The organism is Streptomyces sp. NPDC048269 (assembly GCF_040652395.1).
GTDB lineage: Bacteria > Actinomycetota > Actinomycetes > Streptomycetales > Streptomycetaceae > Streptomyces.
The window spans coordinates 158,991-174,336 of sequence record NZ_JBEZLW010000005.1; the positions used below are offsets into that span (position 1 = coordinate 158,991).

The 15,346-nt window shown below is 72.6% G+C and carries 11 protein-coding genes, 2 tRNA genes and 1 pseudogene; 6 read left to right on the forward strand and 8 right to left on the reverse strand.

Annotation, left to right across the window (positions count from 1 at the left end):
• Position 1: 1 nt before the first annotated feature.
• From AB0D48_RS07870 to AB0D48_RS07885, 4 genes and pseudogenes are all read left to right on the forward strand, one after another.
• Complete coding sequence (locus AB0D48_RS07870; protein WP_362391962.1) at positions 2-571, forward strand: NAD(P)H-dependent oxidoreductase; 570 nt, start codon at positions 2-4, stop codon at positions 569-571.
• Positions 572-754: 183 nt separating this feature from the next.
• Positions 755-1,096 (forward strand): hypothetical protein, encoded by a 342-nt coding sequence (locus tag AB0D48_RS07875; protein ID WP_362391964.1) that lies wholly within the window; start codon positions 755-757, stop codon positions 1,094-1,096.
• Positions 1,097-1,407: 311 nt separating this feature from the next.
• Positions 1,408-1,999, forward strand: a pseudogene (locus AB0D48_RS07880) (bifunctional DNA primase/polymerase).
• Positions 1,990-2,063 (forward strand) — tRNA-Lys (locus tag AB0D48_RS07885). The pseudogene AB0D48_RS07880 and the gene AB0D48_RS07885 overlap by 10 nt, the downstream one beginning before the upstream one ends.
• A 55-nt stretch (positions 2,064-2,118) precedes the next feature.
• On the opposite strand, the gene AB0D48_RS07890 is transcribed toward AB0D48_RS07885, so the two are convergent.
• Positions 2,119-3,354 carry a M6 family metalloprotease domain-containing protein gene (locus tag AB0D48_RS07890; RefSeq protein WP_362391966.1) on the reverse strand — a complete coding sequence of 412 codons (1,236 nt, stop codon included), beginning with the start codon at positions 3,352-3,354 and terminating at the stop codon, positions 2,119-2,121.
• A 346-nt stretch (positions 3,355-3,700) separates the two neighbouring features.
• On the opposite strand from AB0D48_RS07890, the gene AB0D48_RS07895 reads away from it, so the two are divergent.
• Positions 3,701-5,737, forward strand: coding sequence for an EAL domain-containing protein (locus tag AB0D48_RS07895; protein WP_362391968.1), 2,037 nt, complete (start codon positions 3,701-3,703; stop codon positions 5,735-5,737).
• 42 nt (positions 5,738-5,779) lie between these two features.
• Here the strand turns inward: AB0D48_RS07895 and AB0D48_RS07900 are convergent, their stop codons facing one another.
• Both AB0D48_RS07900 and AB0D48_RS07905 read right to left on the reverse strand, forming a co-directional pair.
• Entirely contained in the window at positions 5,780-7,480 is a 1,701-nt protein-coding gene (locus AB0D48_RS07900; RefSeq protein WP_362391970.1) for a glycosyl hydrolase family 18 protein, read from the reverse strand.
• A gap of 254 nt (positions 7,481-7,734) precedes the next feature.
• The gene (locus AB0D48_RS07905) at positions 7,735-8,868 is read right to left on the reverse strand and encodes an LLM class flavin-dependent oxidoreductase (RefSeq protein ID WP_362391972.1); all 1,134 of its coding nucleotides are present in this window, start codon (positions 8,866-8,868) and stop codon (positions 7,735-7,737) included.
• A gap of 250 nt (positions 8,869-9,118) precedes the next feature.
• Between AB0D48_RS07905 and AB0D48_RS07910 the strand changes: the two genes are divergently transcribed.
• Positions 9,119-9,877: an IclR family transcriptional regulator C-terminal domain-containing protein gene (locus AB0D48_RS07910; RefSeq protein ID WP_362391974.1), complete on the forward strand. Its 759-nt coding sequence runs from the start codon at positions 9,119-9,121 to the stop codon at positions 9,875-9,877.
• Positions 9,878-9,983: 106 nt separating this feature from the next.
• On the opposite strand, the gene AB0D48_RS07915 is transcribed toward AB0D48_RS07910, so the two are convergent.
• The 5 genes from AB0D48_RS07915 to AB0D48_RS07935 form a co-directional block, all read right to left on the reverse strand.
• Positions 9,984-10,057: transfer RNA gene (locus tag AB0D48_RS07915), tRNA-Lys, on the reverse strand.
• A gap of 48 nt (positions 10,058-10,105) precedes the next feature.
• Positions 10,106-10,762, reverse strand: a complete 657-nt coding sequence (locus AB0D48_RS07920; protein WP_362391976.1) for a response regulator transcription factor — start codon at positions 10,760-10,762, stop codon at positions 10,106-10,108.
• Positions 10,744-12,015, reverse strand: coding sequence for a sensor domain-containing protein (locus AB0D48_RS07925; protein WP_362391978.1), 1,272 nt, complete (start codon positions 12,013-12,015; stop codon positions 10,744-10,746). Before AB0D48_RS07925 ends, AB0D48_RS07920 begins: the two co-directional genes overlap by 19 nt.
• An 859-nt stretch (positions 12,016-12,874) precedes the next feature.
• The gene (locus AB0D48_RS07930) at positions 12,875-14,545 is read right to left on the reverse strand and encodes an AMP-binding protein (protein ID WP_362391980.1); all 1,671 of its coding nucleotides are present in this window, start codon (positions 14,543-14,545) and stop codon (positions 12,875-12,877) included.
• Between the two features lie 26 nt (positions 14,546-14,571).
• Positions 14,572-15,165 carry a lytic polysaccharide monooxygenase gene (locus AB0D48_RS07935; RefSeq protein WP_362392305.1) on the reverse strand — a complete coding sequence of 198 codons (594 nt, stop codon included), beginning with the start codon at positions 15,163-15,165 and terminating at the stop codon, positions 14,572-14,574.
• Positions 15,166-15,346: the final 181 nt, after the last annotated feature.

Here is a 15,346-nt window from a genome sequence, read left to right on the forward strand (position 1 = left end):
CATGACCCGCCTGCACGTCATCTCCGCCGCCACCCGGCCCACGTCCGCCGGACGCCCGCTGTCCCAGTGGGTCACCGAGCAGGTTCGCGCGCGGGGCGGCTTCGAGGTCACCCCCGTCGACCTCGCCGAGATCGCGCTGCCCTTCCTGGACGAGCCGCAGTACGCCTCCACCGGCGTCTACGCCCACCAGCACACCCGCGACTGGAGCGCGCTGGTCGACTCCGCGGACGCCTTCCTCTTCGTCCTGCCGATGTACAACGGCGGCTTCACCGCCCCCTTCAAGAACGCCATCGACTTCCTCTACAGCGAGTGGCGGGACAAGCCGGTCGGCCTCGTCAGCTACAGCGCGGGCCCCACCGGTGGCGCCCCGGCCGCCGAGATGCTGCTGCCCGTGCTCACCCGGCTCGGCATGCGGCCCGCCGAGCGGTCCGTCGCGATCCCGGGCATCTCCGGGCTGGTCGGGCCGGAGGGGTTCACGGCGCCCGAGGGGCTCGCGGGTGAGCTGGCCGGCGTGCTCGACGACGTGGCGGAGCTGGCCGCGCGCCGCGCCGCGGAGGCCGTCACGGTGTGACGGACGCGGGGGAATCGCCCTGCGGCCGATCACGTGCTCGACTCCCCCGCCACTGGGCCCGGCGGCTTGCTCGCGCACCTCATCGGCCGTACGGGTGTTCCATCCGGCCGCTGTGCGCTCTTGCGTGGCGTTGGACAATGGACGGTGGCCCGGAAGGATTTCGCACGCAGCAGGAGGACGCGCATGGCAGAGCCCGAGCGGACCGAGCGGAGGCTGCGGCCCGCGCCGTTGCTCTTCGAGCCCTCGGAGGCCGCCACGGACCCGGAGCACTTCTTCGACTTGGAGTCGATCGAGGACCCCAGCGAGCTGCTGGCCCGCGCGACCGAGCTGACGCTGGCCTTCCGGGCGGCGCAGGAGCGGGCGGTGGAGTTCCAGGCCCTCGCGGCGGCGCAGCTGGCGGACCCGCGGCGGTTCGACCGGCTCTCGCCGGCGGTGATCGCGGAACAGGCGGAGTGGACCGAGGACTACGCCCGCAAGATGATCGAGTTCGGCGAATCCCTCCAACGCGGCCCGGACACCCTCTAGCGCCCCGGCCCGGCCCGCCGTGCGGGGCTCCCGAGGCTCCGCGCCTCCGGGCCGGGCGCAACCCGGCTCCGGCCGGCGTTTGAGGCGCGGGGTGCGGGGCGGAGCCCCGGTCCTTCAGCCCCACCGGCGCTTGAGGCGCGGGGGTCTGGGGGCGAAGCCCCCGGCAACGGCGCCGCACCCGTCGGGCATCCGCACCGCCAAGCACGGCGGACCCGCAGCAGATGGGGGAACATACCCCAGCAACACCCACCCCGTCCCGGTTTCCGGTAACTCCGGGAAACCGGAACGTTACGCCCAGTAGACCTGGGCATATGACAACCCTGACGACCGCCACCGGCTGCCCCGCCCCCGACGTACGCACCGCCCCCGCCACCCACGTCACCCCGCAGGGCGCCGCCTGGCTCGCCTCCGCGTGCGCCCACCCGCGGAGCACCCTCGCGGCCTGGGAGGCCCGGCCCACCGCGCCCGCCGTACTGCCCTGCGGGAACGCCTTCGACGTCGTCAACGTCCCGGTCGTCCTCGGCCGCCGCATCATGGACCTGCTCTGGGCCGAGGGGCCGGGCTCCGGTCCGGTCGCCGTGCACCGCGGCCGGATGCTGCTCTTCGCCGCCCCCGGCACCGCCCACCGGCTTCCCGCCCTGCTGGCGTGGGAGGAGTGGGGCGGCTCCCGTACCGTCCCGGCGCCCCTGTGCCACGGACTCGGCGACGCCGTCACCGTCCCCCCGCTCACCGGCACCCCCGGCCCCTCGCGCTGGCTGGTGGCCCCCGACGCGCGCCGGCCCTGGCTCCCCGGGCCCGAGGCCCTCCTGTGGGCGTTCGTGCGCGCCGCCCGAGCTGCGGATATCGATTTTTCGTTCCGCGGATCCGGATGCTAATGTCTACGACGTCAGCAAGCGCCGCTAGCTCAGTTGGTTAGAGCAGCTGACTCTTAATCAGCGGGTCCGGGGTTCGAGTCCCTGGCGGCGCACAGACGGAAGAAGGCCCCCGCTCATCGAGCGGGGGCCTTCTTCGTGCCTCCTCCGTCACGTCGTGATCTTCACCGTGTACGCGCCCGACCTGGTCCGGTCCGCCACCTCGATGGTGATCCGCTCCCCCGGCACGGTGTACGTCTCGCCCACCTCCAGCGGCGCGTCCGCCAAGGGCGGGTACACGGAGCGGTCCCAGCACGCCTCCGTCGACGGATGGGCGTCCAGGACCTCGATCGGGCCGCCGCCCGAGGCCGCCTCGTTGCGGACCCGGTAGACCAGGACCCCTTCCGTACAGGTGTCCCCGTCGTTGCCGGCGGAGCCCCGCGCCTCGACGGCGATCGCGCTGCCGGGGCCCGTACGGATCACCGCGAGCCGGGTCCCGCCCGTGCCGCCCGTCGCCGGGACCTCCGCCAGCGGCAGCAGGGTGTGCAGCGAGGCGCCGGACTGCACGCAGTCCACCTGAGCGGCCTCCAGCCAGCCCAGCTTCCACTTGTGCCAGGCGAAGAGGTCCGGAGCCATCCCGAACTGGCTGCCCATCACGTCCCAGTCGCCGACGTAGGTGTCCCAGTCACCCTTTCCGTCCGTCGGCCGGTGGTAGAGGTCGGGCAGGTCGAAGACGTGCCCGGTCTCGTGGGCGAGCACGTTGCGGTCCGGCGGATGCCGCTCGAAGACGGTGACGATCCGCCGCAGGTCCGTGCCGTCGGCGCGGATCGGACGGTCGAAGTTGACGACCTTCGTGGCGTCCGAGTCCACCCCGGGGGCGTCCGGGTCGGCGACGAAGTAGACGACGTCGTACTGGGCGAAGTCCACCTCGGGGTCGGCGGCGGCCACCGCGTCCCGCAGGTAGGCCGCCCGGTCCTCGGGGGCCCAGTCGCGCTGTATCCCGTACGCGGCGGACGGCTTGGGCATCCGGATCCACTGCTTCTGCGGGTGCGCGACCAGGTTGAAGCGACCGTACGAGGCCTTCGCGAAGAAGTCGCTGGTGGCGGGGAAGTAGTCGCCGGTGATCTCGTCCGGCCGCAGGGTGGTCCGGTGGTCGGGGAAGGAAAGGAAGACCATGACCGCGTGGAGCGTGCGCTCGGGCCTCGGGTAGGCGCGGTTCCAGGTGTCGAGACCCAGCGAGTGGTGGGCGCCGGTACGGGTCAGCGCACAGGGCCCGGCCCCGGGTTCGGCCACCGCGGGTCCGGCGACGAGCGACATGGCGGCGAGCGCCGCCAGGGAAGTGAGCGCGGCCGCCGCACTTCGGATGCGGGAGCGTTCCACTCCCCCGGGTGTCTCCTGTCGCGGCACATCGACCTCCGGTGGTGGATTCGTACCATCTCGTCCACCTTGAGGCGCTTGTCTTACTAATGCCCTGTTCCGCTGCCCCACACGAGTGAGCAATACGGCAAGCCGGTGACCCTCGGGATTCACGCGCTTGCCTACAGAACGTCACGACCGATCACGCGAGATCAGCAGCCGCCTCCGCACGCTCAGAGCCGCGCAGAAACGATCGCGCGCGCTTCGGCCGCCAATCCGTCATCACGCCGAACTCCCGCCCCTCGCGCGGCGACGCCGCTGGATGGGGCCTCCCGGCAGCCTCTATGATCGGCACACTTTCCTGCACGGACACTCACGAGCACTGCGGGAGCCAACGGTGAGCGGAACCTCAGAAGGAACCGGTTCGGCGGCCGACAGCATCCGATCGGCCATTACGGAGCGTCACGCGGCAGTACCGGCGACGGCGCCCCCGTCGCGAGCCCCCGCGCGGGACGATTCCGAACGGCGCGACTACCGGGCCGCGTTCAACGCTGCCCACCTCCCCATGGCCGTCGTCGACCGCGACGGCTACGTCGTCGCCGCCAACCAGGCTTTCGCCGGCCTGCTCGGCGACGAGCCGCACGCCCTCGTCCACCGGTGCGCCGCCGATCTGGTGGACCTGGCCGCCGAGGCCCGCACCTGGGCCGCGTACCAGGAGGTGCTCCGCGGACGGCAGGCACGGCTGCGCTGCACCCGCCGCCTCAAACACCCCGACGGGCACTCGCTGTGGACCGAGGTCACCCTGGGGCCCGTACCCGGCACCGGCGACGTCCTGCTGTCCGTCGCCGACATCAGCGACCGGCGCGACCTCCAGGCGCGCCTGCGGCACCTCCAGATGCACGACCCGGTCACCCGGCTGCCCAACCGGGCCCTGTTCTTCGAGCGGCTCTCCGCAGCCCTGGAGGCGTCCTCGTACGATCACGGCGGCACCGGCCGGATCGGGCTGTGCTACCTGGACCTCGACGGGTTCAAGGCGGTCAACGACACGCTCGGCCACCGGGTCGGCGACCGGCTGCTGGCCGCCGTCGCCGCACGGCTGACCCAGTGCGCCGACCAGTCCGGCTACGGGCGCACGAGCGGGCACCTGGTGGCGCGGCTCGGGGGCGACGAGTTCGCCCTGCTCGTCGAGGACTCCACCGGCACCGAGCAGCTCGCGGACCTGGCGCGCAGCGTACTGGCCTCCGTCCAGGAGCCGTTCGACCTGGCCGGTCAGCGGCTGTCGGTCTCCGCGTCGATCGGGGTGGTGGAGCGGGCGACCGCCGGAACCTCGGCGACCGGGCTGATGCAGGCCGCCGACACGACCCTGTACTGGGCGAAGGCGGACGGCAAGGCCCGCTGGACCCTCTTCGACCCGGAGCGCAACGCGCACCGCATGACGAGGCAGGCCCTCAGCTCCACCCTCCGGCCGGCCGTGGAGCGGGGGGAGTTCGAGCTGGAGTACCAGCCACTGGTGGACCTGGAGAGCGGCACGGTGCGCGGGGTGGAGGCCCTGGTGCGCTGGAACCACCCGCAATTCGGCACGCTCACGCCGAATCGGTTCATCGGAATTGCAGAAGAGGACGGATCCATCGTCCAGTTGGGACAGTGGGTGCTGCGCACCGCCTGCCGGCAGGCGCGGCGCTGGCAGATCGAACAGCCCAGCGACGCCCCGGTCTTCGTGTCCGTCAACGTCGCGGTGCGGCAGGTGTGGGACTCCGACCTGGTCGGCGACGTCGCGGAGATCCTGGCCGAGACGGGGCTGGCGCCGCAGCTGCTCCAGCTGGAGCTGACGGAGTCGGCCGTGATGGGTTCGGCGGGCAGGCCGCTCCAGGCCCTCCAGGCGCTGAGCGACATGGGCGTGCGGATCGCGATCGACGACTTCGGCACCGGGTACTCGAACCTGGCCTACCTCAGCCGGCTGCCGGTCTCCGTGCTGAAGCTGGACGGCTCCTTCGTACGGGGTTTCCGCTACGAGGAGGGCACCCACCCGAACCCGGCCGACGAGACCATCGTCGAGGCGCTGGTCCAGCTCGCGCACCGGCTTGGCCTGACGGTGACGGCGGAGTGCGTGGAGACCGCCGGGCAGGCGGCCCGGCTGCGGCGCGTCGGCTGCGACACGGGCCAGGGCTGGCTGTACTCCCGCGCGGTGGCCCCGGACGTGATCGCCGGCATGATCGACCGGCAGGCGGCCGCCGCCGCCACTGCCGCTGCTGCCGCCACTTCAGCCGCACCCGTCGCACCCGCCGCACCCGCCGCACCCGCCGCACCCGCCGCACCCGTAGCACCCGTAGCACCCGTAGCACCCGTAGCACCCGTAGCACCCGCCGCACCCGTAGCACCCGCCGCCACCGCCTCCGCGCCGTCCGACGGGCCTGCCCCGCACCCTCTGGTCTGAGGGAGCGGGGCAGGCCGTCGCTCGGCGCGGGGTGGGGGGAGTTCAGCAGGCGCCGAGGTCCTTCCAGACACCCCATTCACCGGTGGTGCCCGGCGTCTCGTTCTGCGTCCACCACTGGGCCTTCCACTTGTGCCCGTTGTACGAGACCTCGTTGCCGCCGGTGTAGACCGTGCCCGCGACGTACGCCGGGGTCGAACCGCAGCCGGTCGGCGGAGTGGTCGTGGGCGTGGCGGTCGGCGTGGGAGTCGCCGTCGGTGTCGCGGTGGGCGTGGGAGTGACCGGCGGCTGCGTGCTGCCGCCGAGGGCGTCCGAGATCTGGTTCAGCAGCGTGGTGTTGTTGTCCAGGCCGAGCAGGGAGTACATCATCGCGCCGGCCAGGCCGCGCTGCTTGCCGTAGTCGACCCGGGCCTGGACGGACCGCTGGTTCAGGCCGGTGAAGAACTCGCCGTCCTTGTAGAAGTACGAGGCCTTGGCCTGGTCGTCCCAGAAGGTGGTGGCCGGGTTGTCGACGATCCCGCCGAGCTCCTTGTACAGCGCGATGCCGGCCTGCTGGCTCGTGGGCCGGGCACCGGAGGCGCCGGTGGCGGACTGGGCGAGGCCGTGGGCGGTACCCGCCGGGACGCCCTTCCAGCCGCGGTAGTAGAACTCGTAGCCCAGGGTCAGCTTGTTGGCGGGGAAGCCGCCCGCGATGCCGTAGGCCGCGTTGCCGTCGATCCAGGAGTCGATCGCGTTGTCGATGCTGTACTTCTCCGTGCCCGGCGCGATCGGGTCGGTCGGGTCGCCCGCCGAGGGCTGGAGCGGGGACTGGTGGTACGTCGGCCCGTCGCCGTCCCAGGCGCCGTGCATGTCGTACGTCATGATGTTGGCGTAGTCGAGGTACGAGCCGATCTTGTCGGTCTCGATGTACTTGATCTTGTCCTGGCCGGCCGGGAGCGCCGAGGTCAGCAGGTACTTCTTGCCCCCGTTGGCCGCCCCGTAGGCGTCGAGCTGCGTACGGAACTCCTTGAGCAGGAGCGTGTAGTTGGCCTTGTCCTCGGGGCCGTAGTTGTTGCCCAGGTGACCGCCGGAGGAGCCGGGGTACTCCCAGTCGATGTCGATGCCGTCGAAGATCCCGGCCGCCGTGCCCGCGCCGCCGTAGCCGCCCTCGACGGGCAGGTTGCCCTTGATGTACTGGTCGATGCAGGAGGAGACGAACTTCTTGCGGCTGGCGTCGGTGAGCGCCGCGTTGTGGAAGTACTTCGAGTACGTCCAGCCGCCCAGCGAGATGTTGATCTTCAGGTGCGGGTACTTGGCCTTCAGCTGCTTGAACTGGTTGAAGACGCCGACGATCGGCTGGTTCCAGGTGTCGGCGACCCCGCTGACGCTGTCCGCCGCGCTGAAGGACTTCTGGTAGTCGGCGTACGAGTCGCCCGCGCCGTCACCGGCGTTGGGGTTGTTGTCGTCACCCGCCGCCTTGTTCGCCTCGAAACAGGTGAGGTCGGTGGGGTGGATGTTGCCGAACGAGTAATTGATGACGTCCAGCTTGCCCGCTATGCCGCGCGTGTCGAGGTGCTTGGGGTAGAAGGCGTTCCCGTACACGCTCCACTGGTCGTAGTACGCGATCTTCACGCCGCCCGCGCTGACGGTGGCGGAGGCGGAGGCGTCGGCTGCCTGGGCGGTACCGAATCCCGCGAAGGAGGCGAGCGCTCCGGCGGCCAGCGCGGCCGTGGCGGCGGCCGCGATGAGGGGTTTACGGATGTGCATGAACTGTCTCCGGGGGGTGGGAGGGGAGAGCATCAGGTTCAGGTGAGAGAAGTGATAGCGATCACTCCGCGCCCCAGTCAATGGTTTGAACCAAAGAAGGACTAGACCACTGAACGGCCAAATGCCCTCGTCAGAGACCTGAGCACACATCAAAAACCGCTCGCCACCCCGGGTGACGAGCGGTTTAAGGATCCCTTAGGCCATGCTCCGGCAAGGTTTCGGCAACAAACCAGCCGAACCCCGTTCGTATGGGCTCAGGTCCGGTCCGAGTCCGCCGCAGGCATCTCGTACGCATCTGCGACGAGCCCGTAGGAGTGCAACCTGGCTGCCCCGCTGTGGGCGTTGGCGGTGAGCATCAGCTCGTCCGCGCCCGTCCGCTCGGCAAGCTCGTCGAGCCCGGTTCGGACCTCGTCGGCGGTCCCGTGGACGATGTTCGCGAGCCAGCCGTCCACGAACTCCCGCTCCAGGGGGGAGAAGGGGTGGGCCGCCGCCTCCTGCGGAGTCGGGACCAGCCCTGGCCGCCCACTGCGCAGCCGCAGCATGGACAGCGCGCCCGTGAGCACCTGGGCGCGCGCCTCCGCCTCCGTGTCGGCGGCCAGCGCCGAGACGCCGATGACGGCGTACGGGGCGTCCAGGACGACCGAGGGGCGGAAGCTCTGCCGGTAGAGGTCGAGCGCGGGCAGGGTGCCGGCCGCCGAGAAGTGATGGGCGTAGGCGAAGGGGAGGCCCAGCTCGCCCGCGAGGCGGGCGCTGAAGCCGGACGAGCCGAGCAGCCACAGCGGCGGGCGCCCGGCGGGACCCTGCACCGGACCCGGTACGGCGTGCACGCGGGCGTACGGGTGCCCGTCGGGGAAGTCGTCGTCGAGGAACCGGGTGAGCTCCGCGAGCTGCCGGGGGAACTCCTCCGCGGCCTCGTCGAGGCGCCCGGGCCCGCGCAGGGCGGCGGCCGTGCGCCCGTCGGTGCCCGGCGCCCGGCCGAGCCCGAGGTCGATCCGCCCCGGGGCGAGCGCCTCCAGGGTGCCGAACTGCTCGGCGACGGCGAGCGGGGCGTGGTTGGGCAGCATGACCCCGCCCGAACCGAGCCGGATGCGGGAGGTGTGCGCGGCGAGGTGGGCGAGGATCACGGCCGGGGAGGAGCTGGCGACGCCGGGCATGGAGTGGTGTTCGGCGACCCAGTGACGGTGGTAGCCGCGGGACTCGGCGAGCCGGGCGATCTCCACGCTGGTGCGCAGGGACGCGTGGGCGGTGCTGCCGGCGCCCACGGTGACGAGGTCCAGCACCGAGAGCGGTACGGGCGCCCGGCCCCGCGCGGTACCGCGGATCCCGTCGCGGCCCCCCTGCCCACCCGCGTCCTGATCGGCGTCCCTGGCGTCCCCGGCGTCACTCATCGTCGCTCCCGTCTCGCTCTCACGTCCGTACGACACCCGTACGGCACCGTACGAGGAATTCGAACCATGGGCGGGCGCCGGGCATTCCCGGCACGCCGGGGACACGCCCGTGACAATTGCATATGCCAGAGGCGTAGACCCAGGCAGGACGACATGATTGAGCCATCAATCTCCCCAACAGGCGCTCCACACGGGCCCTTTGATGGCTATCGTGGTAGGGCAAGCGGTAACAACCTGGTAGGGGGAAACCGTGGCGCTGAAGCCCGAGCCGACCGCGCCGTTCCACTCGGTGCAGTACGCACTACGCGTACTCGAAACGATCGCACGGCACACCGGCGGTGTGACCGACGTGCAGATCGCGCGTGAGACCGGCCTGCCCGCAGTCCATCTCGCCCCGATGCTGCTCATGCTGCGCCGGGAGGGATACGTGCTGCAGGTGTCCGACGGCGCCTATGCCATAGGGGATTCCCTCGTCCTGCTCGGCTCCGGCGTGGACCGCCAGCAGGCGCTGACGGACAAGCTCCAGGAGACGCTGGACCGGCTGCGGGACTCGGTCGGCGCGGCCGTCTACATCAGCCGGTACGTGGACGGCGAGGTCAGGATCACGCAGTTCGCGGACAGCCCGCGCACCCCGAAGGTGCACGAGTGGGTCGATTTCCGCTCCGCCGCGCACGCCAGCGCGGTCGGCAAGTGCCTGCTGACGCAGCTCGACCTGAACGGGCGGCGCGACCACCTGTCCCGCCACAAGATCGCTCGGCTCACGTCGAAGACGATCGTGAACGAGCGGATCCTGTTCTCCAAGCTGGACGCCCAGCCGGCCACCGTGCCCGTCCTGGACCTGCAGGAGTACGCCGTGGGCACCGTCTGCGCGGCCGTCCCGATCACGGCCGGGGCTTCGGTCGGATGCCTGGCCCTGTCGATGCCGGTCGAGCACGCGCACCGGCTGCGGGCCGCGGCGGAGGTGCTGAACCGGAAGGCCGCGCCGCTGCTGCTGTCGCTCACGCTGTAGCGCTGTAGCGCTGCGACGTCGGCGCCGTGGCGGGCATCGGCCCGGATGCCGGCCGGAAAACACTTCGGGCGGTTCCCGGTGAACCGGAAACCGCCCGAAGGACAGGTGCGCCGCCAGGGACTCGAACCCCGGACCCGCTGATTAAGAGTCAGCTGCTCTAACCAACTGAGCTAGCGGCGCCTGCTGACAGAGAAAATACTACCTGGTCCTCAGGGGTGCTCAAAACCATTAGCCGCGGAGGTACGCGAGGACCGCCAGGACCCGGCGGTGGGTCTCCTCGGCGGGCGGCAGGTCCAGCTTTCCCAGGATGTTCCCGATGTGTTTGCCGACGGCCGCCTCGGACACCACCAGGTCCCGGGCGATGGCCCCGTTGGACTTCCCTTCCGCGACCAGGCCCAGCACCTCCCGCTCGCGCGGGGTCAGCGCCGAGAGCGGGTCACGCCGCCGGCGCAGCAGCTGGCGTACGACCTCCGGGTCCACCACGGTGCCGCCGCCGGCCACGGTGACCACCGCGTCGAGGAACTGCTCCACCTGCCCCACGCGGTCCTTCAGCAGGTAGCCGACGCCGCTGCCGTCTCCCGAGTCCAGCAGGTCGGCCGCGTACGAGCGCTGCACGTACTGGCTGAGCACCAGCACGGGCAGGGCGGGGCGGGCCGCCCGGAGCTCCACGGCGGCGCGCAGTCCCTCGTCGGTGAAGCCGGGTGGCATCCGTACGTCGGTGACGACGATGTCCGGCGCGTGTTCGGCGACGGCTGCGCGCAGCCCGTCCGCGTCGCCCACGGCGGCCTCCACCCGGTGGCCGAAACGCTTCAGCAGGCCGACGAGGCCCTCGCGCAGCAGCACTCCGTCCTCGGCGAGGACGACTCTCAGGGGCTCACCGGGCACGGGATCTCCAGGCTCAGGACGGTCGGCCCGCCGGGCGGGCTGGTGATCGTCAGTGTGCCATCGAGGACCGCGATCCGGTCGGCGAGTCCGGTCAGTCCGGTACCGGCGGCCGGGTCGGCGCCGCCGCGGCCGTCGTCCCGTACATCGATCAGCAGGGCCGTGCCGGTGTGCCGTGCGGTGAGCGCGGCGCGGGCTGCGCCGCTGTGCTTGCCGATGTTGGCCAGGGCCTCGCAGACGCCGAAGTAGGCGGCGGCCTCGACGGACCCGGGCAGGCGGGGCAGGCCGGGATCGATGGCTTCGGTGTCGACGGGGAGGACGGACCGCTCGGCGACGTCGGCGAGCGCGCCGGTGAGCCCGTAGTCGGTGAGTACCTGGGGGTGGATGCCGTGGATCAGTTCGCGCAGCTCGGTGAGGACCTTGCCGGCCTCGTCGTGGGCGGCGGCCAGCTGGTCGGCGAGCGGTCCGGGCGGGGCGTCGAGGCGGGCGAGGCCGAGGCTCATGGTGAGGGCGACGAGCCGCTGCTGGGCGCCGTCGTGGAGGTCGCGCTCGATCCGGCGGCGCTCGGCCTCGAACGCGTCGACGAGGCGGGCGCGGGAGCGGGTGACCTCGGCGAGGCGGCCGCGCAGTTCGCGCTCGCGCGGGGCGAGGAGGGCGCGGGTGAGGGCGGCGCGGGCGCCGGCGAAGGCGCCGAGGGGATAGAGGAGCGCGGGGAGCAGCGCGGCCCCGGCGGCGGCGCAGGCGAAGGCGGCGGGGTAGGAGGTGACGAGCCAGAGCTTGAGCACCTTGACCTCGCCGTCCCCGGCGAGGGCCAGCTGGAGTGGCGTGCTGAGGAGGATGAGGGGGGCGCCGAGGAGGACCGCGAGGGCGGAGAGGTCCACCCACCAGAGCAAGGAGCCGTGCAGGAGGGCGTAGCCGAGCTCGCGCCAGGTGGCCTGCTCGCGGTAGCGCAGCCGGGCCCAGGCGGCGAGGCCGGGCTCGGCGGGCGTGCGGTGGGGGCTGGGGGCGGGGTCGGGGTCCACGAGGCGCAGCCGGCGGCGCTCGACCGCGCCGAGGGGAACTCCGGCCAGGCCGAGCAGGGGCAGCCCGATGAGCAGGATGCCGGTGCCGGTCAGGAGGAGGAGGGCGAGCAGGACCGGGATGCCGGTGAGTACCGCGCCGGCCAGGTAGCCGACGGCGCGCCAGGGCCATGCGGAGCGGAGGTAGCGGCCGCGGGCCATTGCCTGCCAGGGGCTGCGCGCGTCGTGGTGGTCCATGCCGACCAAGCTAGGCGGGGCGGGGGCGGCCGGGCCATGGCCCCAGGGGGCGTCGGGGGGTATTCCTGGCCCTACCCCGCCCATGCGTCGCGCGGCCCGCCGCCCGGTCCGCTGGGCGGAGCCGTTCCCCTACCCGCCCTTCCCGCCGTTCCCCCGTTCCCCGGGCTCCGCCCGGCCCCCGCACCTCGATCGCCGGTGCGGCTCAAAACCCCGGGGCTCCGCCCCGAACCCCGCGCCTCAAACGCCGGCGGGGCTGGATTGTGCCGTGGCCGGACCGTGCGCGGCGGGGCCGAGCGATGCCTCCGAGCAGGACCGGATGTGTCGCAGCCGGCCCGGGAAATACGCGCAGCACAACCCCTGCGCCCCGGCGGGGCTGGGTTTCTGCCCGGCGGGGCACAGTGAAGCCTCCGAGCAGGACCGGCTGCGGCCGCAGCCGGCCCGGGGAGCGCGCAGCGCAACCCCGTACTCCGGCGGGGGCTGGATCGCCCGCAGGGCAATCCAGCCCTCCCTGCGTTTGCGGGCGTACCCGCGCCGAAGGCGCCGGGTCCGGGGCGGAGCCCACGGCGAAGGCGCCGGGTCCGGGGCGGAGCCGAACCAGCCCGCCGGCGTCACGGGGCCGATCCCCCTCTCTCAGCCCCGCCGGGCCACACCCCAGCCCCGCCGGCGATTGAGGCGCGCGGGGGCGGGGGCGGAGCACCCGACAGCGGTACCGGGGCACACCCCAGCCCCACCGGCGACTGAGGCGCAGGAGCTCGGGGGCGGAGCACCCGACAGCGGTACCGGGGCACACCCCAGCCCCGCCGGCGACTGAGGCGCGGGGGGTCGGCGGCGGAGCACCTGACGGCGGCGGCGCAGACGGCTAGCGGTCCAGGAGGTCGGCGCGGCCCTGGGACTCGTACGCCGCGAGCAGCGTGGACAGGGCGGGCTCGTCCAGGCGGTGGTAGCCGCCCGCCGGGGAACGCCACCAGACGGGGTCCCCGCAGCGGAAGCCCGCGCGGCGGAGGGCCACCCTGTGGATCTTGTTCGTCGCCGTGACGGGCATGGCCGGGACCAGCCTGACGTAGCGCGGGGACATCTTCGTGCCCAGGTCCGGCTGCGCGGACAGGAACGCCGCGAAGGCGTCCGGGTCGAACACGGCGCCCTCCCGGAGGGACAGCGCCGCCATGACCTGGTCACCCGCCACCTCGTCCGGGACGGCGTACACCGCGACCGCCGTGGCGTCGGACCACCGGGCCAGGATGTTCTCGATCACCGCGGCCGCCAGGTTCTCGCTGTCGACCCGGAGGCGGTCGTCCGTGCGGCCCGCGAAGTAGAGGAATCCGTCGGCGTCACGGAAGAAGAGGTCTCCCGTCCAGTACCAGCCGTCCCGCGTACGCGCGGCCTCCGCGTCCGGGTTGCGCCAGTACCCCTCGAACAGGCTGCGGCCCCGGTTGACCAGTTCCCCGATCGCCGCGGAGCCGTTCAGCAGGCGGCCTCGCGGGTCCAGCACCGCGGCCGGGCACTCCGCGCCCGTCTCCGGGTCGATGACCGCCAGGTCGTCCCCCTCCCCCGCCCGCCCCAGGGCGCCCGGCGGCGTGTCCGGCGTGTGCTGGACCGAGGCGCCGCCCTCGGTGGCCCCGTAGCCCTCCACCAGCCGGACCCCGAACCGCTCGGCGAAGCGCGCCGCGTCCACCGCCCCGGCCTCGGTGCCGAAGCCGAGCCGCAGGGTGTGCTCGCGGTCGTCGGGGCGCGGCGGGGTGGCGAGCAGGTACTGGACGGCCCGCCCGACGTAGGTGAAGTACGTCGCCCCGTACTCGCGTACGTCGTCCAGGAACGCGGAGGCCGAGAAGCGCCGGCGCAGCGCCACCGCGGCCCCGCCCGCGAGCGCCGGGAGCCAGTCGGCGATGACGGCGTTGCCGTGGAAGAGCGGCATGCAGACGTAGTGGACGTCCTCCGGCGTGACCGTGAACCGGCGGGCCAGCGCCGACCCGGCGGCCGCCAGCCGGCCCTGGGTGCAGATGGCGGCCTTGGGGGCGCCGGTGGAGCCGGAGGTGAAGTAGAGGAGCAGCCGGGAGGCCGGGCCCGGGGCGGCGAGCGTCGCTTCGCCCGGCTCGGCGGCCGCGTACGGGGCGAGGAGGGCCGCGTACTCCTCGGTGCCGGTCACCAGGAGCCGTACGCCCGGCAGGTCGAGGCCGCGCAGCAGCGGCAGGTGGGCGCGCTCGGTGACCAGGATCCGGCAGTCGGTGTGCAGGATGTCGCGCGCCAGCTCGGGGCCGCGCCGGGTGGGGTTGATCCCGGCGACGGCGGCCCCCGCGAGGGCCGCCGCGCCGAGCCAGAACGGGAACTCGGGGGTGTTGTCCAGCAGCACCCCGACGTGTGGTTCGGCCCCCGCAGGCATGAGGTCGACGAGGAGCGCGGCGCGCGCGGCCGCCTCCTGGGCGGTCCGGTGGTGGGTGAGGATGCCGTCCTCGTGCTTCAGTCCTGGCCGGTGGTCGCCCCATTGGCGCGCCATGAGCTCCGCGACGGTCTCGGGTGCAGTCGTCGTCCGCATGCCGCCGGAGAATAGCTGACGCTACGTCAGAACTGAACGTCGGAGCAGGCGTAGAAGGCGTTGGCCGTGTCGTTGACGGTCCAGACGGCCAGGATCACGTGCCGGCCGGTCCGGCCGCTCGGCATGGCGCCCTGGTGGACGGTGGTCATGGCGGGCCGGGCGCCGTTGTAGGCGACGGTGAGGAAGGGCTGGGGTTCGAGGTCGGCGCGGGTGAGGGCCTTGGTGCCGTTCCATCCGTTCTTGGTGACGTAGTACTTGAAGTCGGTGGTGGAGTGGTTGGCGGTGAACTGCCACCGGAAGCCGTAGCTCTGCCCGCTGGTCACCTTGGTGGTGGGCCAGGCGCCGCCGCGGGGGTCGTCGAGTTCGGCGAACTGCGGCAGGCCGGCGGAACATATCCTGCCGTCGGCGGGGCCGGCGGCCGGGAACCCCTTGGGGCCCTCGACGCTCTGCGGCTCCCACTGGATGGCTCCGCAGTTCAGGACGGTCTTGTTGGCGCAGAGCTTCTGCCGGCTGATGGGGGTGTCGGTGTAGCCGTGGCTGCTGGCGCTGGGGGCGCCGAGGAGGGTGATTCCGGCGACGAGGCCGAGGCCGAGCGCGGCGGCGCCCGCCCGTCGGGGCATGCGGAGGTTACGCATGATGCTCCTTGAACGTGGGGGGAGTTCGACGAGAGCGTGCGCACGCGTGGGGATATTTCAGGTCTAGACCAAGTCCCAGATTATTGACGCGAGTTGGCCATGTCCATACCAACGGAAGAACGGGTGGTCCGGTCCGTTCCGGCCACCCGTTCCCGTGTCCCCCGTG

What these genes read in the sequence shown, in the direction of transcription:
- AB0D48_RS07870 (WP_362391962.1), top strand. Translation starts at nt 2, where the DNA reads ATGACCCGCCTGCACGTCATCTCCGCCGCCACCCGGCCCACGTCCGCC.
- AB0D48_RS07875 (WP_362391964.1), top strand. Translation starts at nt 755, where the DNA reads ATGGCAGAGCCCGAGCGGACCGAGCGGAGGCTGCGGCCCGCGCCGTTG.
- AB0D48_RS07900 (WP_362391970.1), bottom strand. Translation starts at nt 7,480, where the DNA reads ATGCACATCCGTAAACCCCTCATCGCGGCCGCCGCCACGGCCGCGCTG.
- AB0D48_RS07905 (WP_362391972.1), bottom strand. Translation starts at nt 8,868, where the DNA reads ATGAGTGACGCCGGGGACGCCAGGGACGCCGATCAGGACGCGGGTGGG.
- AB0D48_RS07925 (WP_362391978.1), bottom strand. Translation starts at nt 12,015, where the DNA reads ATGGACCACCACGACGCGCGCAGCCCCTGGCAGGCAATGGCCCGCGGC.
- AB0D48_RS07930 (WP_362391980.1), bottom strand. Translation starts at nt 14,545, where the DNA reads ATGCGGACGACGACTGCACCCGAGACCGTCGCGGAGCTCATGGCGCGC.
- AB0D48_RS07935 (WP_362392305.1), bottom strand. Translation starts at nt 15,165, where the DNA reads ATGCCCCGACGGGCGGGCGCCGCCGCGCTCGGCCTCGGCCTCGTCGCC.